Consider the following 20,829-nt stretch of genomic DNA (forward strand, 5'->3'; position numbering starts at 1 on the left):
CGGCCGTGACGGTCACCCGGGACGACGGGCCCCCCGTCCCGGCCGCCGAGGCGCCGGGGCAGGGGCGGTTCACCGTCCGGCTGACCAACTTCGAGGGCCCGTTCGACCTGCTCCTCCAGCTGATCAGCAAGCACAAACTCGACGTCACCGAGATCGCGCTGTCCGCGGTCACCGACGAGTTCATCGCCCACCTGCGCGCCCTCGGCGACGAGCTCGACCTCGACCAGGCCAGTGAGTTCCTCGTCGTCGCCGCCACCCTGCTCGACCTCAAGGCGGCCCGGCTGCTGCCGGCCGCCGACGTGGAGGACGAGGAGGACCTCGAGGCGCTCGAGGCCCGCGACCTGCTGTTCGCCCGGCTGCTGCAGTACAAGGCCTACAAGCAGGCCGCGGCGGTCCTCCGCGAGCGGGAGGCCACCGCGGCCCGGCGCTTCCCGCGCAACGTCGCGCTGGAGCCCCGCTTCGCCGACCTGCTGCCCGAGGTACTCCTCGGCGTCACCCCGCAGCAGTTCGCCGCCCTGGCGCTGGAGGCGCTGACGCCCAAGCTGCCGCCCACGGTCAGCGTCGCACACCTGCACGCACCTGCGGTCAGCGTCATCGAGCAGCTGCTACTGGTCCGCGGCCGGCTGGCCGGCGCCGGGACGACGACCTTCCGGGCGCTGTCCGGCGACTGCGCGCACACCCTCGAGGTGGTGGCCCGGTTCCTGGCGCTGCTGGAGCTCTACCGCCAGCAGCTGGTCACCTTCGACCAGGTGGCACCGCTGGGGGAGCTGCACGTGCGCTGGACCGGTCCGCCGCTGGTCGACGGCCGGCTGCCCGGGAAGGACGACGGGGACGTGAGCGGGTTCGACCTCGCGGAGTTCGACCCGGCCGGTCCGCCCGACGAGCCGGAGCGGGCGAGTCCATGACCGGACCCCACGGCGGCCGGGCGCCGATCTCCTGGGAGGCGCTGGCCGCCGAGCTCGCCACCGAGCTGACCGGTGAGGCAGACGAGGCCGCGGCCGGTCAGCCGGTGGAGGCGTGGGACGCCGCCGCCGCCCGGCTGGCCGCCGGCCTGGGGGCTCCGGCCGCAGCTCCGGACACCGCCCCGGACACCGCCCCGGCCGACGTGCGGGTCCCGTTGGGCCGGGCGCCGCAGCCCGCGCCGATGGAGCTGGTCGCTGTCGACCCGCCCGAGCCGGTGGTCGAAGAGCCCGTCCCCGTTCCGGCCGGCGCCGCTCCCGAGGACGCGGCCGTCGACCCGGTGGCGGTGCGCGGCGGGCTGGAGGCGTTGCTGTTCGTGGTCGATGCCCCGGTCGACGAGGTCACTCTGGCCGCGGCCCTGCGGTGCCCGGTCGGCCAGGTGCGCGCCGGGCTGGCCGCGCTCGCCGCCGAGTACGACCAGCGCCGGGCCGGGGTGACGCTGCGCCGGGTGGGGGAGGGGTGGCGGGTCTACACCCGCGAGGAGCACGCCGACGTGGTCGAGCGGCACCTGCTGGAGGGGCAGCGCAGCCGGCTGACCCAGGCGGCCCTGGAGACCCTCGCTGTCATCGCCTACCGGCAGCCGGTCACCCGGGCACGGGTGTCGGCGATCCGTGGGGTCGGGGTGGACGCCGTCGTCCGGACGCTGGTGAACCGGGGGCTGATCAGAGAGTGCGGCACCGACCCGGACACCGGCGGTGGCCTGTACGCCACGACGGAGTTGTTCCTCGAGCGGCTGGGGCTCACCGGCCTGGACGAGCTTCCCGAGCTCGCCCCGCTGCTGCCTGAGACCTCGACCGTGCTCGACGAGCACCCGGACGCCTGAGGCGGCGTCGACGGTGCAGGGGTGTCCTGCTCGCGCTGGTCTCCCACCTTCCTGAGGCCGGTCCTCGCACAGGTGCCGCCGCGGCCGTCGACCACGGCCCCGAGGGGCGCTGGGGGACAGGTGCCGACTCGCCCGTGTCGCCGAGCGGGCTACTCGGGGAGCAGAGCGGCTGACAGTCGATCGCGTGTGAGGAAGCAGAACCAGCGTCGTCGAGGATGCGCGAACGCCAGCTGACGACTACGCCGACATGGGCACGATCAGCGGACCGGGGTCACCTTGTCCGGGGTCCGCCGCACGAGGCGCCGTCCGCTCCTCCCCGTCCTCCCGAGCACTCGCCCGGTGTAGATGAGTCGCCAGGTGCTGGCCACCGCCCCCTCGCCGTGGAGCCAGTCCTCCCGGACGACGGGCCGGCGCAGTTGACGCAGGATCCACGCCGCGGCCCAAGCGGCGTGGCGTTCCGGATCAGCGTGGACGCCTGTCACCGTCACGTCCTCGATGTCGTTCCCATCGTGGTCATCGAGGATCCACGCCGCGCTGCTCCAGGCACCTTGGAGGACGGCGCCGCAGGTTCGGCTCGAGTACGCAACCTGGAGCGTCCGGCAGTCGATCGGAAGGCCGGGAACAGTGAACGCCGGCGTACACCGGCTTGAGGAAGCACCCAGCGGACGTGTCGCTTGGCGTCAGCCCTGCCATGCTCCAGGCTGCGGTCTCATGGCGCAGACGCGACAGAAAAGCTGCCTCCGCCTCGTCCCGCCCCGGCTCGTCGCCGAACCAGGGCGAGTGCTCCTCCACCATGGGGCCATCCTCGTTGATCCGCAGATCCTGAGGCAGACCATCAGCCGTTGATCAGCGCCGCCTGTGTCCTGGAGCGGCCCACTCAGGGTCAGAAGCCTCCGGTGTCGCCGACTTCAGCGGTTGCGATCGGTGGCCGATATGACTGGCATGCACAGGTGGGTGAGGGACCTCATGTCCGTGGGGCGCGCCGGGTGAAGCACCTGGCCCGGCGAGGCGAGCCGTCCACGATGGGCTCGGAAGCTGGTCATCGAAGGCGCGCGGCCTGGGGTCACACGCTGCTCCACTGGCGTATGGACGCTTCCGACCTCCGGCCTCGCCGGCTGTATCGGCAAGTCGCACAGCGCTTCTCCAGTGCACCCAGCTAAGTCTTGCTTCGGGTCTTGCTCATGACTGCGTTCGTGGTCTTCATGGCAATCGTCGGGGGCATCGGCGTGCTCGTGGCCCTGGTCGTAGGGAACGCGGCACTCGACGGGTTCGTGGCTGGAGTCATGACCGCTGTCCTGCTGCTTGTGCTCGCGTTCGGGTACCACGGCTTTGGGGGACTGCTCGATTGGCTGAATAGGCGCCGTCGAACGCACTGACTGGCAGATTTGTAGCTGGCCTTCAGGTGTCTCTGAAGCCGCCTTCAAGGACACCGGCTTCAGCAACGTGCCATCAGAGCCGTGAAGCGGGCCTTGGACGAACGTCGCTCGGTACCCGTGGGCCGCTGACGGACCGAGGGGCCGGACCCCTCGGACACACCCCGAAGGCATGTGGGCAGTCCCGGACCCTGAACCGACGCGCGGCGGCACAGGGCGGGCACCATCACGACTTCACGCCGATGCGGATCTCGGTGCCGTCGGGGCGGTAGGTGCGCCATCGGCCATCGGGTGGTCGTTCGACGCGGAAGCCGTGGTGGACCTTGGTGTGGTGGCGTTCGCAGAGCAGCGCGGAGTTCTGCAGGCTGGTTGGGCCCTGGTCGCGGACCCATTCCAGGACGTGGTGGACGTCGCACCAGTGGCTGGGGGCGGAGCAGCCGGCAAAGATGCAGTGCCGGTCGCGGAACTCCACCGCCCGGCGCAGGCCCGGTGAGACGACCCGTTTGGTGCGGCCGAGGTCCAGGGGCTGCCCGTCGGGGTCCAGCACGATCCGGGTGATCTGTGCGTCGCAGGCCAGCCATCGGGCTCGGGCGGCGGACAGCGTGGCTCCGAACCCGGTGGTGGCCGCACCTGGGCCGGTGGAGGGGTCGATCAGGTCCTCGAGGGCGATGACCACCCCGATGTGGGGTTTCACCGTCCGCAGGAACGGCAGGTTCCCGGAGGCGAGGGCGTTGTCGCACAGCTGGACGAGGGCGTCGGCCTGCTGCTGGGCGCGGGTGCGGGTGTCGCCCTTCGGGCGGGCGGCCTGCACGATCGACTCGAGTGCGGCCTGGACCTTTTCTCCGCCGACCGCGTCGAGGTCGAACCGGCCGGTGATGCTGCCGTCGGCGTGCCGGGCGATGGTCAGCCGGCGGCCCTCGGTGGGGTCGGGTTCGGGTCCGTCGGGGTTCAGTGCGGCCAGGTACAGACCGACCGCCTGCTTGGTCTGGGTGTGCCCGTACCCGGTGGCGACCGCGGTCAACGCCTGGTCGATCTGGGTCAGGTCGACGGCCTGGCCGGCGGCGCGGGTCAGGTTGGCGGGCCCGGCCACCTCGGAGATCACTCGACCTGCGCGGCGGTGACCGCCCCGTCGGCGAACGCCCCGGCCAGTGCCGGCAGGTGCTCCAGTGCCCGGCCCGAGCTCACCAGCCGGCTCGCCTGGGGACCGGACAGCTGCCCGTGCCCGCGCAGCCAGGACTGCACGGTCGCCAGCCCGTCGCACTCGGCGGCGCCGGTCAGCTCACACTCCCGCACCGTGCGGGTGATCTCTGCCGCCAACCGGTTCTGCTGGCGCAACAGCTCACCGAGCCGGGCCAGCAGCTGCGGGGCGAACATCGCGTGCAGGTCATCGCCGGCCAGGGAGTCCAGCGTCGACGACAACTCGCCCACGACACCTCCCGTTGCTCGAACGTCTGTTCGAATACTACCGCCGCGCGCGAGCATGGGCAAGGCAAAAGCCCAGCTCAGGGCGCATGTCATGGCTGTGCGAGGTGTTGGCGACAGGGTGAGAACGGCCCGCGCACCTCGTCGGTCACGCCTGGGCCATCGGTGGTGGGAGACTGGCAGGGATGAACACCGAGCGCCCCGAAGGCGAGCCCCCGGGCGACGAGCACGGCCTACAGGGCGACGAGCACGGCATCTGGTACGAGGACATGGAGCTGGCACCGGTACACCCCGGTGACCGCGAGCCCGACGAGCCGACCGGCGACCGGCAGGGGGAGCGCCTGCAGAAGGTGCTGGCCCGGGCCGGGATCGGGTCGCGGCGGGTCTGCGAGGACATGATCGCCGAGGGCCGGATCAGCGTGAACGGCAAGCTGGTCCGCGAGCAGGGCATGCGCGTCCACCCGGAAACCGACCAGATCACCGTGGACGGGCAGCGCATCGACGTCCGCAACGACCGGGTCACCTACGCGATGAACAAGCCCTCCGGCGTCCTCACCGCGATGAGCGACGACCGCAACCGGCCCACCGTCGGCGACATGGTCGGCGACCTGGCCCCTGGCCTGGTGCACATCGGCCGGCTGGACCAGGACACCGAGGGCCTGCTGCTGCTGACCACCGACGGCGAGCTCGCCCACCGGCTGGCGCACCCGTCCTACCTGGTCCGCAAGACCTACCTCGCGCAGGTGAGCGGCTCGGTGCCGCGGGACCTGAGCAAGCGGCTGCGCGCCGGGATCGAGCTGGAGGACGGCCCGATCGCCGTCGACGGCTTCCAGGTGATGGACACCCACGCCGGGCAGTCCGTGGTCGAGATCGTGCTCCACGAGGGTCGCAAGCGCATCGTCCGCCGGCTGCTGGCCGAGGTCGGGCTACCGGTCTCCCGGCTCACCCGCACCGCCGTCGGCCCGATCGAGCTGGCCCGGATGCGCACCGGGTCCATCCGTCGGCTGACCGTCCAGGAGGTCGGGTCGCTGCACGAGCTCGTCGGTCTCTGACGGCGTTCACCTGCTCCGCTCCTGAAACGCCCGAGAGGACGTCGCCGTGACCCCCCAGCCGACCCTCGACGACAAGTTCTCCTTCGGTCTGTGGACGGTCGGCTGGCCGGCCCGCGACCGTTCGGCGACGCCACCCGGGCGCCGGTCGACCCGGTCGAGTCGGTGCACCGCCTGGCCGAGATGGGCGCCTACGGCGTCACGTTCCCCGACGACGACCTCATCCCCTTCGGCAGTGACGAGGCCGCGGGAGAACCACATCACCCGCTTCCGCGCCGCGCTGGAAGAGACCGGCCCCGTCGTCCCGATGGCCACCACCAACCTGTTCACCCAGCCGGTGTGCAAGGAGGGGGCGCTCACCGCCAACGACCGCGAGGTCCGCCGCTTCGCGCTGCGCAAGGTCATGCGGAACATGGACCTGGCCGCCGGGCGAGGCGCGAGGACCTACGTGCTGTGGGGTGGGCGCGAGGGCGCTGAGGTCGACATGGCCAAGGCCCTGGTCGCCGCGCTGGACCGCTACGCCGAGGCCATCGACACCCTGGCGCAGTACTCGGAGGACCGGGGCTACGGCCTGCGCTTCGCCCTGGAGCCCAAGCCCAACGAGCCCCGCGGCGACATCTTCCTGCCCACCATCGGGCACGCGATCGCCTTCATCTGGAAGCTGCAGCACGCCGACCTGGTCGGGATCAACCCGGAGACCGGCCACGACCACATGTCGAACCTGGACGTTACGCACGGCATCGCCGAGGCGATCTGGCTGGGCAAGCTTTTCCACATCGAGCTCAACGGCCAGCACGGGCCCAAGTTCGGCCAGGACCTCGTCTTCGGCCACGGCGACCTGCTGCAGGCCTTCAGCACCGTGGACCTGCTGAAGAACGGCGGCCTGGACGGCGGCCCGCGGCACTTCGACTACAAGCCGCTGCGCACCGAGGACATGGACGGCGTCTGGATCTCGGCGGCGGCGAACATGCGCACCTACCTGCTGCTCAAGGAGAGGGCCGCGGCCTTCCGCGCCGGCCCCGAGGTGCAGGAGGCCATGGAGGCGGCCCGGGTGACCGAGCTGCGCACCCCGACCCTGGGCGAAGGCGGCTGCGCGGAGCTTCTCGCCGACCGGTCGGCCTTCGAGGACTTCGACGCCGACACCGTCGGCATCCGGGGCGCGGGGTCGTGCGGCTGGACCAGCTGATGGTCGAGCACCTACTCGGCGCACGCTGACCTGAGGGACGCCCCGATGACTCTGGTGGCCGGGGTCGACTCGTCGACCCAGTCGTGCAAGGTCGTGGTGCGGGACGCCGGAAGCGGCCGCCTGGTGCGCGAGGGCCGGGCGCCGCACCCCGACGGCACCGAGGTCGACCCGGTCGCCTGGGAGGCGGCGCTGCGCCAGGCGGTCAGCGACGCCGGGGGCCTGGACGGCGTCGCCGCCCTCGCCGTCGGCGGGCAGCAGCACGGCATGGTCTGCCTGGACAAGGCCGGGGACGTCGTCCGGCCGGCGCTGCTGTGGAACGACACCCGCTCGGCCGGCGCCGCCACCGACCTGATCGCCGAGCTCGGGCTGGGCGAGGCCGGCCGGCAGGCCTGGGCCGACGCGGTCGGACTGGTGCCGGTGGCCTCGTTCACCGTCAGCAAGCTGCGCTGGCTCGCCGAGCACGAGCCGGCCAACGCCGTCCGGACGGCGGCCGTGTGCCTGCCGCACGACTGGCTGACCTGGCGGCTGGCCGGTTCACCCGGTCTGGAAGTGCTGGTCACCGACCGCGGTGACGCCAGCGGCACCGGCTACTGGTCCCCGGCGACCGGGCAGTACCGGCTGGACCTTCTGGAGCGGGCGCTCGGGCACTCGGCGATCGTGCCGCGCGTCCTGGCGCCCGCGGAGCCCGCCGGGAAGGCACTCGGCGGCGCGGTGCTCGGCCCGGGCACCGGCGACAACGCCGCGGCCGCTCTGGGACTGGCTGCCGAGCCCGGCGACGTCATCGTCTCGATCGGGACCTCGGGGGTGGTGTACATGGTCTCGACGGTGCCGACCGTCGAGCCGTCGGGCATCGTCGCCGGCTTCGCCGACGCCACCGGCCACTTCCTCCCGCTGACCGCCACGCTCAACGCCGCCCGGGTGCTCGACGCGACCGCCCGGTTGCTCGGGGTGGACCACGACGAGCTGTCCCGGCTGGCGCTGTCCGCGCCGGCCGGGTCCGGCGGCCTCGTGCTCGTGCCCTACCTGGAGGGGGAGCGCACCCCGGACCGGCCGTGGTCGACCGGCGCCGTGCACGGGCTCACGCTGTCTACGGCCGAGCCCGCCTTCCTGGCCCGCGCCGCGGTCGAAGGGCTGCTGTGCGGCCTGGCCGACGGGCTCGAGGCGGTTGCCGCGGGCGGCACCCCGGTCCGCCGGGTGCTGCTGGTCGGCGGCGGCGCGCGCTCTGAGGCCGTCCGGCGACTGGCGCCCGCAGTGCTCGGCGTCCCCGTCCTCGTGCCGCCGCCGGGGGAGTACGTCGCCGACGGCGCGGCCCGGCAGGCCGCGTGGGTGTTGACCGGCGGGGACATCCCACCGGTCTGGCCGACGACGGAGACCGTGGTGTTCGAGGCCGCGCCCCTGCCCCAGGTCCGGGAGCGGTACGCCGACGTGCGGAACCTAACCGCCCCCCGCGCCTGACGGGCCTGGCGCCGCAGTGGTCGGGGCGGGTGGCGCGGCCTCCGTAGACTCGACCGAGGTGTACGGCGATCCGTGCACCGGCATCGATGTCAGGAGAGTGCATGGCCGTCCGAGCCATCCGGGGTGCGACACAGGTGGCCGCCGACGACCGCGACGAGGTGCTGTCGGCGACGCGTGAACTGGTGTCCGCCGTCCTCGAGCGCAACGAACTGTCCTCGGAGGACCTGATCAGCATCCTCTTCACCGCCACTCCCGACCTCGTGTCGGAGTTCCCGGCGCTGGCGGCACGTGAACTCGGGCTCGGCGACGTGCCTCTCATGTGCGCCACCGAGATCGCCGTTCCGCACGGCCTGCCGCGGGTGCTGCGGCTGATGGCGCACGTGGACACCCCGCGGCCCCGTGCCGAAGTGCAGCACGTGTATCTGCGCGGCGCCGTGGCGCTGCGACGGGACATCGCGCAGTGAGCGGCCCTGTGAGCCGGCACGGTTTCCGGGGCCAGGTGACCCTCGACGGTCCCTCCGGCACCGGCAAGTCCAGCGTCGCCCGGGCCCTCGCTGTCCGGCTCGGCGCCTCCTACCTCGACACCGGGGCCATGTACCGCGCCGCCACCGTCGCAGTGCTGGATGCCGGCATCGAGCCCACGGACGCCGAGTCCGTCACCCGCAGCGTGAGCGCCGCCCGGATCGACATCGGCACCGAGGCCGGCACCGAGCTGGTGCAGGTCGACGGCGTGGACGTCGCCACCCGGATCCGCGGGGTCGAGGTCACCCGGTCGGTGTCCGCGGTCTCCGCCGTGCCGGCCGTCCGCCGGTTGCTGGTGGACCGCCAACGCGCGTTGGTCGCCGACGCCGAGGCGATCGTCGTCGAGGGCCGTGACATCGGCACCGTCGTGCTGCCCGAGGCGACCCTCAAGGTCTACCTGACCGCGGCGCCGGAGATCCGGGCCGAACGGCGGGCCGGCCAGCTCGGCGTCACCGACCCGGCCGAGATCGCCGCGATCGCGGCCGATCTGCGCCGCCGCGACGACTACGACAGCAGCCGGGCCGACAGCCCGCTGCGTCCGGCCCCCGACGCGGTCGTGGTCGACAGCAGCGGTCTGGACCGCGAGGCGGTCGTCGACCGGGTCCTCGAGCTGGCCCTGACCGCTGTGGGGGAGAAGGCGTGAGCGAGCAGCAGGGGCCGCTCCCCGTCGTCGCCGTCGTGGGCCGACCGAACGTCGGCAAGTCCACGCTGGTCAACCGCTTCCTCGGCCGCCGTGCCGCGGTGGTGCAGGACGTCCCCGGCGTCACCCGGGACCGGATCGCCTACGAGGCGCTGTGGAACGGCAAGAGCTTCACCGTCGTCGACACCGGCGGGTGGGAGCCCAAGGCGACCGGCATGGCCGCCTCGATCGCCCGGCAGGCCGAGTACGCCATGAAGACCGCCGACGTCATCGTGCTGGTGGTCGACGCCTCGGTCGGTGCGACCGAGACCGACCTGGCCGCCGCCCGGGTGCTGCGCCGCAGCGACCGCCCGGTGATCCTGGTGGCCAACAAGGTCGACGACGAGCGCGGCGAGGCCAATGCCGCCGAGCTGTGGTCGCTCGGACTCGGTGAGCCGTACACGGTCAGCGCACTGCACGGCCGCGGCAGCGGCGACCTGCTCGACCTCGTCCTCGATGCGATGCCCGAGGCGCCGCGGGAGACCGAGGCCGTGGGCGGCCCGCGCCGGGTCGCGCTGGTGGGCCGGCCGAACGTGGGCAAGTCCAGCCTGATCAACCGGCTGTCCAAGGAGGAGCGCTCGGTCGTCGACTCGGTGGCCGGCACCACCGTGGACCCGGTCGATTCGCTGGTCACCCTTGGCGGGCAGGAGTGGCGCTTCGTCGACACCGCGGGGCTCCGCCGCAGGGTTAACACCGCCAGCGGCACCGAGTACTACGCCAGCCTGCGCACCGAGGCCGCCATCGAGGCCGCCGAGGTCGCCGTCGTGCTGCTCGCCGCTGACGAGGTGATCAGCGAGCAGGACCAGCGGGTGATCACCCAGGTGATCGAGGCCGGCCGCGCGCTGGTCATCGCGTTCAACAAGTGGGATGCCCTCGATGAGGACCGGCACGCCCAGCTCGAGCACGAGATCGACCGCGACCTGGCCCGGGTGAAGTGGGCCAGCCGGGTGAACATCTCGGCGGTGACCGGCCGCGGGGTCAACAAGCTGGCCGACCACCTGAAGGCTGCGCTGGCCGGCTGGGAGACCCGGGTGCCGACAGCGGAGCTGAACACCTACGTCCGGGCGCTGGTCCAGGAGACCCCCCCGCCGGCGCGCGGTGGCCGGGCGCCGAAGATCAAATACGTGACTCAGGCGGACATCCGACCGCCGCGGTTCGTGGTCTTCTCCACCGGCTTCCTCGAGGCGGGGTACAGGCGGTTCCTGGAGCGCAAGCTGCGCGAGCGCTTCGGCTTCGAGGGCACCCCGATCGACGTGTCGATCAAGGTCCGTGAGGGCCGGGGGAGCGACAAGAAGGGATGACCGCCCGCCGGGGCGCCGCAGGCCGTGCGGTAACCTGCTCCGGCAGCGATCGAGCGCGCCCGGGCAATCGGGGTAGCACTCGGAGCTCGGGCTGTAGCGCAGCTTGGTAGCGCACTTGACTGGGGGTCAAGGGGTCGCAGGTTCAAATCCTGTCAGCCCGACAGAAGAAGGCGCAGGTCAGAGGCGGGTCGTCCGACACGGACGGCCCGCCTCTTGCGTCAGTACAGCAACCGGTACAGCATCGCAGTCTTAATACAGCGACGTTCACCACTCGAGAGCCTCGTCGAGCCGGTCGGCGGCCTCTCGCCGCTGTGCCGGTGCCACATGGCTGTAGATGTCCGCAGTGATGACGTAGGACGGACCTGATTGGTGCACCCAGGCGGCCACGCAGGTGTCGACGAGGGCCTGGGAGATGACTCTGCTGCTGAGCCGGGCCGCACAGTCCGTCGCGTCGAGGAACGCGTAGGAGAGGGTCCTGTCGGCCAGGGAGCGGTCGGGGAATGCGGCCACTTCCTCAACAAGGTCGGGCATCCGCGGCCGGGAGCCGTTGCGTTCGGCGCGGTGCGCGCGTCCGTGCGCTCGTGTGGCGCGGCGCCGGTCACCGCCGCCTCGGTGAGTGTCTCGTCGTCGAAGCCGCGACCGGGCGAGGCCGCCAGGCGCTCAGAGGAACTGCCGGCTCAGCTGCACGTGCCGGTTGACGTCCTTATACAGCAGGTAGCGGAACCGACCGGGGCCGCCGGCGTAGCAGGCCTGCGGGCAGAACGCGCGCAGCCACATGAAGTCCCCGGCCTCGACCTCCACCCAGTCCTGGTTGAGCAGGTAGACGGCCTTGCCCTCCAGCACGTAGAGCCCGTGCTCCATCACGTGCGTCTCGGGGAAGGGGATCACGCCCCCCGGCTCGAAGGTGACGATGTTGACGTGCATGTCGTGCCGGACGTCGGTCTGGTCGACGAAGCGGGTGGTGGTCCAGGTGCCGCCGGTGTCGGGCATCGGCACCGGCTCGACGTCGCGCTCGTTGGTCACGAAGGCCTCGGGTACGTCGATCCCGTCGACGCGCTGGTAGGCCTTGCGGATCCAGTGGAGGCGGGCCGGCTCGGCCTGCTCGTTGTGCAGCGTCCACACCGCGCCCGGTGGGACGAAGGCGTAGCCGCCGGGCTCCAGCTGGTGCGTGACCTCGCCGATCGTCAGGCGAAGGGCGCCCTCGAGCACGAAGAGCACCGCCTCGGCGGCCGGATCGATCTCGGGCCGGTCGCTGCCGCCGCCCGCGGACACCTCCACGATGTACTGGGAGAACGTCTCGGCGAAGCCGGAGAGGGGCCGGGCGATCACCCACAGCCGGGTCTGGTTCCAGAACGGCAGGTTGCTGGTGACGATGTCGGTCATCGTCCCCTTCGGCAGGACGGCGTAGGCCTCGGTGAACATCGCCCGGTTCGTGGTGAGTGCGGTCTGCCCCGGCAGCCCGCCCCGGGGTGCGTAGTAGGAGCTGGTCGTCGTCACGCTGGTGGTCCTCTCCGCAGGGGCCGCTCGATCGGCTCGGTGATGGTGTCGTCCCGGGTCGTTCATGCTCCACCCCGGGTCAGGAACCGCCCACGCGGCTCGGCGTCGATGTCGATGGCGGCCCCACGCAGCCAGGTGCTGCGGACGACGCCGTCGAGCCGGCGGCCGGCGTAGGGCGTCACGGGGTTGCGGTGCTGCAGCTGGGCCGGGTCGACGACGAACGACTCGTCGGGGGCGAAGACGCAGAAATCTGCGTCGGCGCCGACGGCGAGGCGTCCCTTGGTGCGCAGTCCGGCGACGCGGGCGGGCTGCTCGCACATCCACCGGACGACGTCGGACAGCGCGTAGCCGCGGGCCCGAGCCTCGGTCCAGACGGCGGTCAGGCCGAGCTGCAGCGAGCTGATCCCGCCCCACGCGAGGCCGAAGTCGCCGACGTCGGGCCGCTTGAGCTCCGCGGTGCAGGGGGAGTGGTCGGAGACCACGCAGTCGATGACGCCCTCGGTGAGGGCCTGCCAAAGCAGCTCCCGGTTGGCCGCCTCGCGGATGGGCGGGCAGCACTTGAACGCCGTCGCGCCGTCGACGACGTCCTCGGCGTCGAAGGTGAGGTAGTGCGGGCAGGTCTCCACGGTGATCGGCAGCCCTTCGCCGCGGGCGTCCCGCAGCAGCGGGACCCCGTCGGAGCTGGACAGGTGCAGGACGTGCGTTCGCGCGCCGGTCCGCCGGGTTGCCTCGACCACCGTCGCGATGGCCCGGTCCTCCGCGGTGCGCGGCCGGGACCGGAGGAAGTCGGCGTACCGCCCGCCGTGCGGCTCGGGCGCCTGCTCGATCACCACGGGGTCCTCGGCGTGCACGATCATCAGCCCGTCGAAACCGGCCAGCTCACGCAGGTGCTCCTCCAGCTCGGCCGCCGACAGCGGCGGGAACTCCTCCACTCCGGAGTCGAGCAGGAAGCACTTGAAGCCGAAGACACCCGCCTCGTGCAGTGCGTGCAGGTCGCTGAGGTTGCCTGGGACGGCTCCGCCCCAGAAGCCGACGTCGATGTGGCACTTCCCGTCGGCCGCCTTCTTCTTCGTCTCCAGGGCAGCGACGTCGACCGTCGGCGGGATGCTGTTGAGCGGCATGTCCAGGATGGTCGTGACGCCGCCGGCCGCGGCCGCCCGAGTCGCGCTCGCGAACCCCTCCCACTCGGTCCGTCCTGGCTCGTTGACGTGCACGTGGCTGTCGACGAGCCCGGGCAGCAGCACCTCGTCGGCGGCCAGTTCGACGATCCGCGCGCCGTCCAGTCGCGCCGAGAGCGGGGCCACGGTGGCGATCCGGCCGTTGCGGACGCCGATGCACGCGCCGGTTTCGCCGGCTCCGATCACCGCGCGCGGAGCCCGCAGCACCAGCTCGAGGTCACTCACCTGCGGCCGCCGAACCGGCGCGGTACGCCCGCCAGCCCCCCGCCGCGGATATGTCCACCACAGTGGGCGAGCCGTGCTCCCCGGCGCGCAGAACCACCGCCAGCGCGGCGGACCCGTCGGCGAGCTCGATGACGCTCAGCTCCAGCTCCGGCGGTTCGGCCGGGATGAAGGCGTCCCGGATGACCGTCAGCGGCACCTCGTAGAGTTCCCCGGGCACCGCGACCCCGCCGTCGGCGACCGGCCACAGTGCGGGGAACCGGTCGCCGACGGAGAAGAACCGGTAACGGGGTGCGGTGGTCGCCTCGCCCAGGAACGGGTGCTCGGCGATGGTCGGGTGGACCGAGCCACCACGCATCCCGTCGCCGTTGACGAAGAGAGGGACGGCGGTCGGCTGCCGGTCGGTCATGAGGATGCCTCTCGTGTGGTGGGGATCAGGAGGTGCTCCTGTGCGATGCGGCCGGCGAGCCGCTCCAAAAGCGCGCCAGCCTCGCGCATGCAACGGTCGACGTCGGGTTCGATCGCGGTCAGCGGATAGGCGGCCGTGATACCGGCTTCGCGCAGTTCGTCGGGCCCGAGCGAGCAGCGTCCGGCCACCGCGACCACCGGCACACCGGCGGCCCGGGCCCGGGCGGCGACGCCCGCGGGCGCCTTACCCCGCAGCGTCTGGTCGTCAAGGGACCCCTCCCCGGTGAGCACCAGGTCGGCTCCCCGCAGGTGCTCGGCGAAGGCCCCGAGCTCCAGGACGACGTCGACGCCGGGACGGCGGACCGCGCCGAGTGCGACCAGACAGGCGTAGCCGACGCCGACGGCCGCACCCGCTCCGGGCTCCGGCACGGCGGTCGCCGCCCGGGAGCCCACGACGCCGGCGAGCGCCGCCGCCCAGCGGGTCAGCGCGGCCTCCAGCACGACGACGTCGCCGGCGGAAGCGCCCTTCTGCGGGCCATAGACGGCCGCCGCGCCGGACGGCCCCAGCAGCGGGTTGTCCACGTCGCTGGCCAGCACGACGCGGACGCCGCGCAACCGCGGGTCCAGCCCGCTGAGCTCGACCCGGTCCAGGTGTGCCAGCGACCCACCGCCCGGCACGAGGTCGTGACCGCCGGCGTCGAGCAACCGCGCGCCCAGGCCAGCCAACAGCCCGGCACCCCCGTCGGTGCACGCGCTGCCCCCGATGCCGAGCACCACTTCGGTGCAGCCCAGGTCCAGCGCGACCCGGAGGAGCTGCCCGGTGCCGAGGCTGGTCGCCGCCAGGGGCGCGGGCTGCCCGCCGGGCAGCAGCGCCAGCCCGGAGGCCGCCGCCATCTCCACGACGGCCGTCCGGTCGCGCACCGCCACGGCGCTGTCCAGCGGCGCACCGGTCGGCCCGGCCACCTGGACCGGCACCCGGGTGAAGCCGGCCGCCAGCGCGGCCTCGAGGGTGCCCTCGCCGCCGTCGGCCACCGGGACCTGCGCCACGATGGCCGACGGCACGACCCTGCGGAGCCCGGCCGCCACCGCGGCGGCGACCTCGGCCGCGGAGAGGCTGCCCTTGAACTTGTCCGGTGCTACCAGGACGCGCATCGTCGCTCCGGTCCAGGCCGGGCTCTGGGGGGAGCGCTCGTCGGCTGCGCGGTGGACATCAGTCGAGGACCTGCAGCCGGCTGAGGTCCAGCGGACGGATGGCGGTCGGGGCATGCTCGCCCCGCGAGGCCAGCTCCTCGAACTCGACGACGTTGTCGATCTCGGTGCCCATCGAGACGTTGGTGATCCGCTCGAGGATCACCTCGACAACGACGGGCACCCGGTGCTCGACCACCATCTTCTTGGCCTGCTCCAGCGCGGGCAGGATCTCGTCGGGCTCGAAGACCCGCAGCGCCTTGCACCCCAACCCCTCGACCACCTTGAGGTGGTCGACGCCGTAACCGCCGACCTCAGGGGAGTTGATGTTGTCGAAGGACAGCTGCACGCAGTAGTCCATGTCGAAGCCCCGCTGGCTCTGCCGGATCAGCCCGAGGTAGGCGTTGTTCACCAGCACGTGCACGTAGGGGATGTTGAACTGCGCGCCGACGGCCAGCTCCTCGATCATGAACTGGAAGTCGTAGTCACCCGACAGCGCGACCACGGTGGCCTCCGGCTGCGCCGTGGCCACCCCGAGGGTGGCCGGCAGGGTCCAGCCCAGGGGGCCGGCCTGCCCGGCGTTGATCCAGTGCCGCGGGCCGTACACGTGCAGCAGCTGGGCGGCCTGAATCTGGGAGAGCCCGATCGTGCTGACGTAGGTGGTCTCCGGCCCGAAGGCCTTATTCATCTCCTGGAACACCCGCTGCGGCTTCACCGGGACGTCGGCGAAGTCCGTGCGCCGCTGCAGCGTGGCCTTGCGCGATCGGCAGGACTCCGCCCAGGCGGTGTGATCGGGCAGCCCGCCGTCCGCGGCCAGCTCGCGGGCGACCTCCACGAAGACCTTCAGGGCGGCCCGGGCGTCGGACACGATGCCGTAGTCGGGGGCGAAGACCCGGCCGATCTGGGTGGGCTCGATGTCGACGTGCACGAACGTGCGGCCCCGGGTGTAGGTGTCCAGCCCGCCGGTGTGCCGGTTGGCCCACCGGTTGCCGATGCCGAGCACGAAGTCCGACTCGAGCATCGTGGCGTTGCCGTACCGGTGCGAGGTCTGCAGGCCGACCATGCCGGCCATCAGCGGGTGGTCGTCGGGGATGGTGCCCCAACCCATCAGGGTCGGGACGACCGGGACGCCGGTGAGCTCGGCGAACTCGACGAGCAGGTCGGCGGCCTCGGCGTTGACGATCCCGCCGCCGGCGACCAGCAGCGGCCGCTCCGCCGCGCACAACATGGCCAGGGCCTTCTCCGCCTGGGCGCGGGTGGCCGCAGGGTTGACCACCGGCAGCGGCGCGTAGGTGTCCGGGTCGAACTCGATCTCAGCCAGCTGCACGTCGATCGGCAGGTCGATGAGCACCGGGCCGGGGCGCCCCGACCGCATCAACTGGAACGCCTTGGCGAAGGCGCCGGGCACCTGCGCCGGCTCCAGCACGGTCGTCGCCCACTTGGTGACCGGCCCGACGATCGAAGTGATGTCGACGGCCTGGAAGTCCTCCTTGTGCAGCCGCGCCACCGGCGCCTGGCCGGTGATGCAGAGGATCGGGACCGAGTCCGCCGACGCCGAGTACAGGCCGGTGACCATGTCGGTGCCGGCCGGACCGGAGGTGCCGACGCAGACCCCGATGTTGCCGGCCGCGGCCCGGGTGTAGCCCTCGGCCATGTGCGAGGCGCCCTCGACGTGGCGGGCGAGGACGTGGGTGAGCTCGCCTTGGGCGCGCACCGCGGCGTAGAAGGGGTTGATGGCGGCGCCGGGCAGGCCGAACAGGTGGCTGATGCCCTCCCGGCGCAGGATCTCGACGGCGGCGCGGGCGGCGGTCATCTTGGGCATGGCGTGCTCCTTACGAGTTCGGGGTGAGGGGTCAGCGCGGGGTCTGGCCGGCGAGGCGCTCGACGCCGCGGAGCAGCGCGGAGTGGTCGAGCCGGCCGTCGCCGTTGGCCCGGGCCGAGGCCATGAGCTGGGCGACCAGCGCGCCCAGTGGAACGACCACCCCGGCCTCGCGGGCCGCGGAGGTGACGATGCCGAGGTCCTTGTGGTGCAGGTCGATCCGGAAGCCGGGCTCGAAGGAGCGGGTCAGCATGTTGTTCTTCTTCTGCTCCAGCACCTTCGACCCGGCCAGCCCGCCGCCGAGCACCTCCAGGGCCGCCGTGGTGTCCACGCCGTAGGCCTCCAGGAAGACGACGGCCTCGGCGAGGACCTGGATGTTCGCGGCCACGATGAGCTGGTTGGCGGCCTTGACGGTCTGGCCCGAGCCGGCCGGGCCGACGTGCACGACGGTCTTGCCGACCACGTCGAGGACCGGCTTCGCGGCCGCGAAGTCCTCCGCCGTACCACCGACCATGATCGAAAGTGCCGCGTTGACCGCGCCGGCCTCGCCGCCGGAGACCGGTGCGTCGAGCAGCCGGAACCCGCGCGCCGTGGCTTCCTCGGCGAGCTGCGCGGTGACGTCGGGCCGGATGCTGGAGAAGTCGATGACCAGGGTGCCGGGCTTGGCGGTGGCGAACACGCCGTCCTCGCCGGTGAGCACGGCCTGCACGTCAGGGGAGTCGGGGACCATGACGGCGACGATGTCGGCCTCGGCGACCGCCTCCGCGGAGGAGGTGGCGGCCCGGCCACCGGCCTCCTCCAGTGGTCCGGTGCGGTGGGGGACCAGGTTGTAGCCGACCACGTCGTAGCCGGCCCGGGCAAGGTGCACCGACATCGGGCTGCCCATGATGCCGAGACCGATGAACGCGATGGTGGTCATGACGAACCTCTCGAGAAGGGGGATGGGGTCAGGCGGAGGCGCCGCGGCGGGCGCGGGGCAGCCAGTCGAAGCTGTCGATGGAGGCGGTCGACGGCTTGTACTCCAGGCCGACCCAGCCGGTGTAGCCGGCGGTCTCCAGGTCGCCCAGCTGCCGCTGCAGCGGGAGGGAACCGGTGCCGGGTTCGTTGCGGCCGGGGGAGTCGGCGATCTGCACGTGTGAGATCCGGTCGGTGGAGTCGGTGATGACTTCGTCGACGTCGTCGCCGTTGACTGCGAGGTGGTACAGGTCGGCGAGCAGCCCGACGTTGGTCGAGCCGTGCTCGTCCCCGACCCGGTCGAGGACCGTCAGCGCGTCGGCCGCCGTCCGCAGCGGATACCGGGGTGCGCCGCTGACCGGCTCGATCAGCACGGTGCCGCTGATCCGGGCAGCCGCTCTGGCTGCGACAGCGAGCAGTTCGGCGCCCAGCTCGTCCTGCTCGGCAGGGTCGACGTCGCCCACCCGGTTCCCGTACAGGGCGTTGAACGCCCGGCAGCCCAGCCGCTCCCCGATGCCGATCGTCACGTCGACGTTGTCGCGGAACTCGGTGGCGCGGGCCGGCCAGGACATCAGCCCGCGGTCACCGGCCGGCATGTCGCCGGCGGCGAAGTTCAGGCCGACGAGCTGCACTCCGGCGTCCTGGACGGCGGAGACGAAGGCGTCGACCTCGCGGTCGCCGGGCACGGCGACGGCGAAGGGCCACCAGAACTCGACGGCGTCGAAGCCGGCGTCCCGAACGGCCGCGGGGCGCTCCAGCAGCGGCAGCTCGGCGAAGAGGAGGGAACAGTTGACGGCGTAGCGGAGGGCATGTTGCATGGCCGACCTTCCGGGTCGTGGGGGAGTGCGGCTGGACAGGTGCCTGCGGTGCCGGCTCCCGGCCGCCCGCCGGCGGGCAGCGGACCCGTCAGCAGAAGCCCGGCACGCCGTGCCAGGCGGATCCCGGGCCGGACGCGTCGTCGCGCACGACGCTGGCCTCGATCAGCCCGTAGGGCCGGTCGGCGGCGTGGAACACCTCACCGGGGTTCTCGGTCCCGAAGGGCGAGAGGTCGGCGAGGAAGTGGTGCTTGTTCGGTGCGGAGAACTTGATCTCGGCCACCTCGGGATGCTGTTCGAGGACGGCCGAGCCCATGCCGTACAGCGTCTGCTGCAGCGCAAAGCTGTGGATCTCGGCGAAACGCTGCAGCAGCAGGCCCTTGATGGCGTCGTAGGACTTGTCCCAGTCGACGTCGGTGTGCTCGTACCGCCACCGGGCGACCAGGGAGGTCGCCAAGATCCGGTCGGTGGTCTCCGGAAGGGTCGTGTACTCGTCCTCGAGGAACCCATGGAACTCCGAGCCGGTGGACTTCAGGACGGTCAGGTCGTTGATCCCCGAGACGACGTGTGCCTGCCGGTCGGCCCCCCGGCCGTCGATGTTGACCACAGTGGTCCGCACTCCACCGCCGGTGCGCACAAAAGAGTGGTCGTGGCCGGCGCCCTCGACCGGGATGCGGCCCCAGGGGTACTCCTCGATCTCGATGCGGGCGCCATCGGCCGCAGGGGTCTGGCCGATGAAGTGGTCGCCGAGAGTGAGGGCGAACTCCTCGATCGAGGCCACGCCCTTCTCCTTGGCGAAGGCGAAGACGGTGTTCTTCTGCGTGTCGGTGGGCAGGACGCCCCGCTGGTCACCGGTGACGTGCGCGGCCTCGAATCGGCCACGCAGCGACGAGGAGACGTTGAGGTCGCGGATCTCGTGGCGAGCGGTGTCCCGGACGATGCGGACCAGGCGGTTCTCTGCCTTGCCGTACTGGTTGGGGCCCAGGGTGATGGTCATGCGGGCTCAGCTCCCTCGATAGGTGGAATAGGCGAACGGACTCAGCAACACCGGCACGTGGTGGCGCTGTTCGGGGTCGGCCACCACGAAGGAGAGGCTGACCTCAGGGAAGAAGCAGGGCTGACCGGTCCGGGCGAAGTAACCGGCGGTGTTGAACACGAGCCGGTAGGTGCCGGGACAGACCCGGTCAGGCCCCAGCGAACCGATCCGCCCGTCGTCGTCGGTGGTGCCGGCGGCGAGAACTGCGCCGTCGGCTCCGATGACCAGTTCGAGCCGGACGAGCAGGCCGGCGGCCGGCCGACCCTGCCCCGTGTCCAGCACGTGGGTGGTTATGGCGCTCACCGGCTCTCCTCGCTGGCGCTCGTCGGCCGCGTTCGCGGCGCTGCCGTGCTCATGCGTGAGCTCGCACGCTCGCTCACGTCTGGATGACCCGACGGAGCCGGAGCAGGGCGATCTTGCGCAGCTCCTCGCCCACGACACCGGCCTCGGTCTCCTCGTCGTGGGCCAGGCGACCCTGAAGCGAGTCGAGGACGTCAGCGCCGGAGAGGCCGGTGGCACAGATCAGGAAGACCCGGCCGAACCGCTCCTCGTAGGACCGGTTCGCCTCGGCCAGCACCTGCTGGGTGCCCGCGGCGCGGTCCACTCCGGACTGCTCCTGGCGCGACCACCGCGCCTCGGCGCCCTCCCGGTGCGCTGCCTCGCCGATCCGCGGGTGGGCGTCCAGCGCGCGGTCCACGTCGGTCGCGGTGAAGCGCCGGGCCGCCGCGTCGGCGGTGGCGAGCAGTGCGTCGACGTTGGCGTAGGGCCGGTTGTCGCGGACCGCCGCGGCCCATGGCCGGGACGTCGCAACAGGCCAGCAGCGCCGGAGTGAGTTCTGCGGCGGGGGCGGAGTTGAAGCCGGGCAGGTCCATGACGACCTCCTCTCATGTGACGGAGGTGACGTTCCCGTCTGCCGAGAGGTTGTCAGCTGCCCCGAGCTAC

Annotated in this window: 22 protein-coding genes and 1 tRNA gene; 10 read left to right on the forward strand and 13 right to left on the reverse strand. The window is 72.2% G+C overall.

The window, feature by feature from the left end:
• The first annotated feature begins 5 nt into the window (after positions 1 to 5).
• The 3 genes from BLW04_RS09435 to BLW04_RS09450 all read left to right on the forward strand — a co-directional run bounded on the left by BLW04_RS09435 (position 6) and on the right by BLW04_RS09450 (position 3,159).
• On the forward strand, positions 6 to 905 hold the full coding sequence (locus BLW04_RS09435) for a segregation and condensation protein A (protein ID WP_091539445.1): 900 nt from the start codon (positions 6 to 8) through the stop codon (positions 903 to 905).
• Positions 902 to 1,783, forward strand: a complete 882-nt coding sequence (gene scpB / locus BLW04_RS09440; RefSeq protein ID WP_091539201.1) for an SMC-Scp complex subunit ScpB — start codon at positions 902 to 904, stop codon at positions 1,781 to 1,783. The genes BLW04_RS09435 and scpB overlap by 4 nt, the downstream gene beginning before the upstream one ends.
• A gap of 1,181 nt (positions 1,784 to 2,964) precedes the next feature.
• Entirely contained in the window at positions 2,965 to 3,159 is a 195-nt protein-coding gene (locus BLW04_RS09450) for a hypothetical protein (protein ID WP_139306792.1), read from the forward strand.
• A gap of 223 nt (positions 3,160 to 3,382) precedes the next feature.
• On the opposite strand, the gene BLW04_RS09455 is transcribed toward BLW04_RS09450, so the two are convergent.
• Together BLW04_RS09455 and BLW04_RS29575 are read right to left on the reverse strand one after the other, a co-directional pair.
• Positions 3,383 to 4,258, reverse strand: a complete 876-nt coding sequence (locus BLW04_RS09455; RefSeq protein ID WP_371327782.1) for an HNH endonuclease signature motif containing protein — start codon at positions 4,256 to 4,258, stop codon at positions 3,383 to 3,385.
• Positions 4,255 to 4,584, reverse strand: coding sequence for a hypothetical protein (locus tag BLW04_RS29575; protein ID WP_371327783.1), 330 nt, complete (start codon positions 4,582 to 4,584; stop codon positions 4,255 to 4,257). The genes BLW04_RS09455 and BLW04_RS29575 overlap by 4 nt, the downstream gene beginning before the upstream one ends.
• A 179-nt stretch (positions 4,585 to 4,763) precedes the next feature.
• On the opposite strand from BLW04_RS29575, the gene BLW04_RS09460 reads away from it, so the two are divergent.
• The 7 genes from BLW04_RS09460 (at position 4,764) to BLW04_RS09490 (ending at position 10,931) form a co-directional block, all read left to right on the forward strand.
• Positions 4,764 to 5,630, forward strand: a complete 867-nt coding sequence (locus BLW04_RS09460) for a pseudouridine synthase (protein ID WP_254781218.1) — start codon at positions 4,764 to 4,766, stop codon at positions 5,628 to 5,630.
• A gap of 232 nt (positions 5,631 to 5,862) precedes the next feature.
• Positions 5,863 to 6,813: a xylose isomerase gene (gene xylA / locus BLW04_RS09465; RefSeq protein ID WP_254781219.1), complete on the forward strand. Its 951-nt coding sequence runs from the start codon at positions 5,863 to 5,865 to the stop codon at positions 6,811 to 6,813.
• Positions 6,814 to 6,858: 45 nt separating this feature from the next.
• Complete coding sequence (locus BLW04_RS09470; RefSeq protein WP_091539216.1) at positions 6,859 to 8,268, forward strand: xylulokinase; 1,410 nt, start codon at positions 6,859 to 6,861, stop codon at positions 8,266 to 8,268.
• Between the two features lie 101 nt (positions 8,269 to 8,369).
• Positions 8,370 to 8,732, forward strand: a complete 363-nt coding sequence (gene aroH / locus BLW04_RS09475; protein WP_091539220.1) for a chorismate mutase — start codon at positions 8,370 to 8,372, stop codon at positions 8,730 to 8,732.
• The gene (gene cmk / locus BLW04_RS09480) at positions 8,729 to 9,433 is read left to right on the forward strand and encodes a (d)CMP kinase (protein ID WP_254781220.1); all 705 of its coding nucleotides are present in this window, start codon (positions 8,729 to 8,731) and stop codon (positions 9,431 to 9,433) included. Before aroH ends, cmk begins: the two co-directional genes overlap by 4 nt.
• Positions 9,430 to 10,770 carry a ribosome biogenesis GTPase Der gene (gene der, locus BLW04_RS09485; RefSeq protein ID WP_091539228.1) on the forward strand — a complete coding sequence of 447 codons (1,341 nt, stop codon included), beginning with the start codon at positions 9,430 to 9,432 and terminating at the stop codon, positions 10,768 to 10,770. Before cmk ends, der begins: the two co-directional genes overlap by 4 nt.
• An 87-nt stretch (positions 10,771 to 10,857) precedes the next feature.
• A tRNA-Pro gene (locus tag BLW04_RS09490) sits at positions 10,858 to 10,931 on the forward strand.
• Positions 10,932 to 11,034: 103 nt separating this feature from the next.
• Here the strand turns inward: BLW04_RS09490 and BLW04_RS29580 are convergent.
• From BLW04_RS29580 to uraD, 11 genes are all read right to left on the reverse strand, one after another.
• Positions 11,035 to 11,301 carry a transposase gene (locus tag BLW04_RS29580; RefSeq protein ID WP_091539231.1) on the reverse strand — a complete coding sequence of 89 codons (267 nt, stop codon included), beginning with the start codon at positions 11,299 to 11,301 and terminating at the stop codon, positions 11,035 to 11,037.
• Positions 11,302 to 11,430: 129 nt separating this feature from the next.
• Positions 11,431 to 12,267 carry a bifunctional allantoicase/(S)-ureidoglycine aminohydrolase gene (locus BLW04_RS09500; RefSeq protein WP_217630953.1) on the reverse strand — a complete coding sequence of 279 codons (837 nt, stop codon included), beginning with the start codon at positions 12,265 to 12,267 and terminating at the stop codon, positions 11,431 to 11,433.
• 62 nt (positions 12,268 to 12,329) lie between these two features.
• Positions 12,330 to 13,670, reverse strand: a complete 1,341-nt coding sequence (gene allB / locus BLW04_RS09505) for an allantoinase AllB (protein ID WP_217630954.1) — start codon at positions 13,668 to 13,670, stop codon at positions 12,330 to 12,332.
• Positions 13,663 to 14,076: an allophanate hydrolase-related protein gene (locus BLW04_RS09510; protein ID WP_091539239.1), complete on the reverse strand. Its 414-nt coding sequence runs from the start codon at positions 14,074 to 14,076 to the stop codon at positions 13,663 to 13,665. Before BLW04_RS09510 ends, allB begins: the two co-directional genes overlap by 8 nt.
• A complete protein-coding gene (locus tag BLW04_RS09515) occupies positions 14,073 to 15,227 on the reverse strand; it encodes a glycerate kinase (RefSeq protein WP_091539241.1) in 1,155 nt (384 codons plus the stop codon). Before BLW04_RS09515 ends, BLW04_RS09510 begins: the two co-directional genes overlap by 4 nt.
• 58 nt (positions 15,228 to 15,285) lie before the next feature.
• A complete protein-coding gene (gene gcl, locus BLW04_RS09520; protein ID WP_091539245.1) occupies positions 15,286 to 17,085 on the reverse strand; it encodes a glyoxylate carboligase in 1,800 nt (599 codons plus the stop codon).
• 31 nt (positions 17,086 to 17,116) lie between these two features.
• Complete coding sequence (locus BLW04_RS09525) at positions 17,117 to 18,001, reverse strand: 2-hydroxy-3-oxopropionate reductase (RefSeq protein WP_091539248.1); 885 nt, start codon at positions 17,999 to 18,001, stop codon at positions 17,117 to 17,119.
• A gap of 28 nt (positions 18,002 to 18,029) precedes the next feature.
• Complete coding sequence (locus tag BLW04_RS09530) at positions 18,030 to 18,854, reverse strand: hydroxypyruvate isomerase family protein (RefSeq protein WP_091539253.1); 825 nt, start codon at positions 18,852 to 18,854, stop codon at positions 18,030 to 18,032.
• Between the two features lie 88 nt (positions 18,855 to 18,942).
• Complete coding sequence (gene pucL / locus BLW04_RS09535) at positions 18,943 to 19,848, reverse strand: factor-independent urate hydroxylase (RefSeq protein ID WP_091539256.1); 906 nt, start codon at positions 19,846 to 19,848, stop codon at positions 18,943 to 18,945.
• Between the two features lie 6 nt (positions 19,849 to 19,854).
• Positions 19,855 to 20,190 carry a hydroxyisourate hydrolase gene (gene uraH, locus BLW04_RS09540; RefSeq protein WP_091539260.1) on the reverse strand — a complete coding sequence of 112 codons (336 nt, stop codon included), beginning with the start codon at positions 20,188 to 20,190 and terminating at the stop codon, positions 19,855 to 19,857.
• 73 nt (positions 20,191 to 20,263) lie between these two features.
• Positions 20,264 to 20,815, reverse strand: a complete 552-nt coding sequence (uraD, locus tag BLW04_RS09545; RefSeq protein WP_217630961.1) for a 2-oxo-4-hydroxy-4-carboxy-5-ureidoimidazoline decarboxylase — start codon at positions 20,813 to 20,815, stop codon at positions 20,264 to 20,266.
• Between the last annotated feature and the right edge of the window lie 14 nt (positions 20,816 to 20,829).

The organism is Modestobacter sp. DSM 44400 (assembly GCF_900107175.1).
Classification (GTDB): Bacteria; Actinomycetota; Actinomycetes; order Mycobacteriales; family Geodermatophilaceae; genus Modestobacter.

Bases quoted from the DNA above. Each gene is read 5' to 3' on its own strand.
- scpB (WP_091539201.1), top strand. From the start codon at position 902: ATGACCGGACCCCACGGCGGCCGGGCGCCGATCTCCTGGGAGGCGCTG.
- BLW04_RS09450 (WP_139306792.1), top strand. From the start codon at position 2,965: ATGACTGCGTTCGTGGTCTTCATGGCAATCGTCGGGGGCATCGGCGTG.
- BLW04_RS09460 (WP_254781218.1), top strand. From the start codon at position 4,764: ATGAACACCGAGCGCCCCGAAGGCGAGCCCCCGGGCGACGAGCACGGC.
- BLW04_RS09470 (WP_091539216.1), top strand. From the start codon at position 6,859: ATGACTCTGGTGGCCGGGGTCGACTCGTCGACCCAGTCGTGCAAGGTC.
- aroH (WP_091539220.1), top strand. From the start codon at position 8,370: ATGGCCGTCCGAGCCATCCGGGGTGCGACACAGGTGGCCGCCGACGAC.
- BLW04_RS29580 (WP_091539231.1), bottom strand. From the start codon at position 11,301: ATGCCCGACCTTGTTGAGGAAGTGGCCGCATTCCCCGACCGCTCCCTG.
- BLW04_RS09510 (WP_091539239.1), bottom strand. From the start codon at position 14,076: ATGACCGACCGGCAGCCGACCGCCGTCCCTCTCTTCGTCAACGGCGAC.
- BLW04_RS09515 (WP_091539241.1), bottom strand. From the start codon at position 15,227: ATGCGCGTCCTGGTAGCACCGGACAAGTTCAAGGGCAGCCTCTCCGCG.
- gcl (WP_091539245.1), bottom strand. From the start codon at position 17,085: ATGCCCAAGATGACCGCCGCCCGCGCCGCCGTCGAGATCCTGCGCCGG.
- BLW04_RS09525 (WP_091539248.1), bottom strand. From the start codon at position 18,001: ATGACCACCATCGCGTTCATCGGTCTCGGCATCATGGGCAGCCCGATG.
- BLW04_RS09530 (WP_091539253.1), bottom strand. From the start codon at position 18,854: ATGCAACATGCCCTCCGCTACGCCGTCAACTGTTCCCTCCTCTTCGCC.
- pucL (WP_091539256.1), bottom strand. From the start codon at position 19,848: ATGACCATCACCCTGGGCCCCAACCAGTACGGCAAGGCAGAGAACCGC.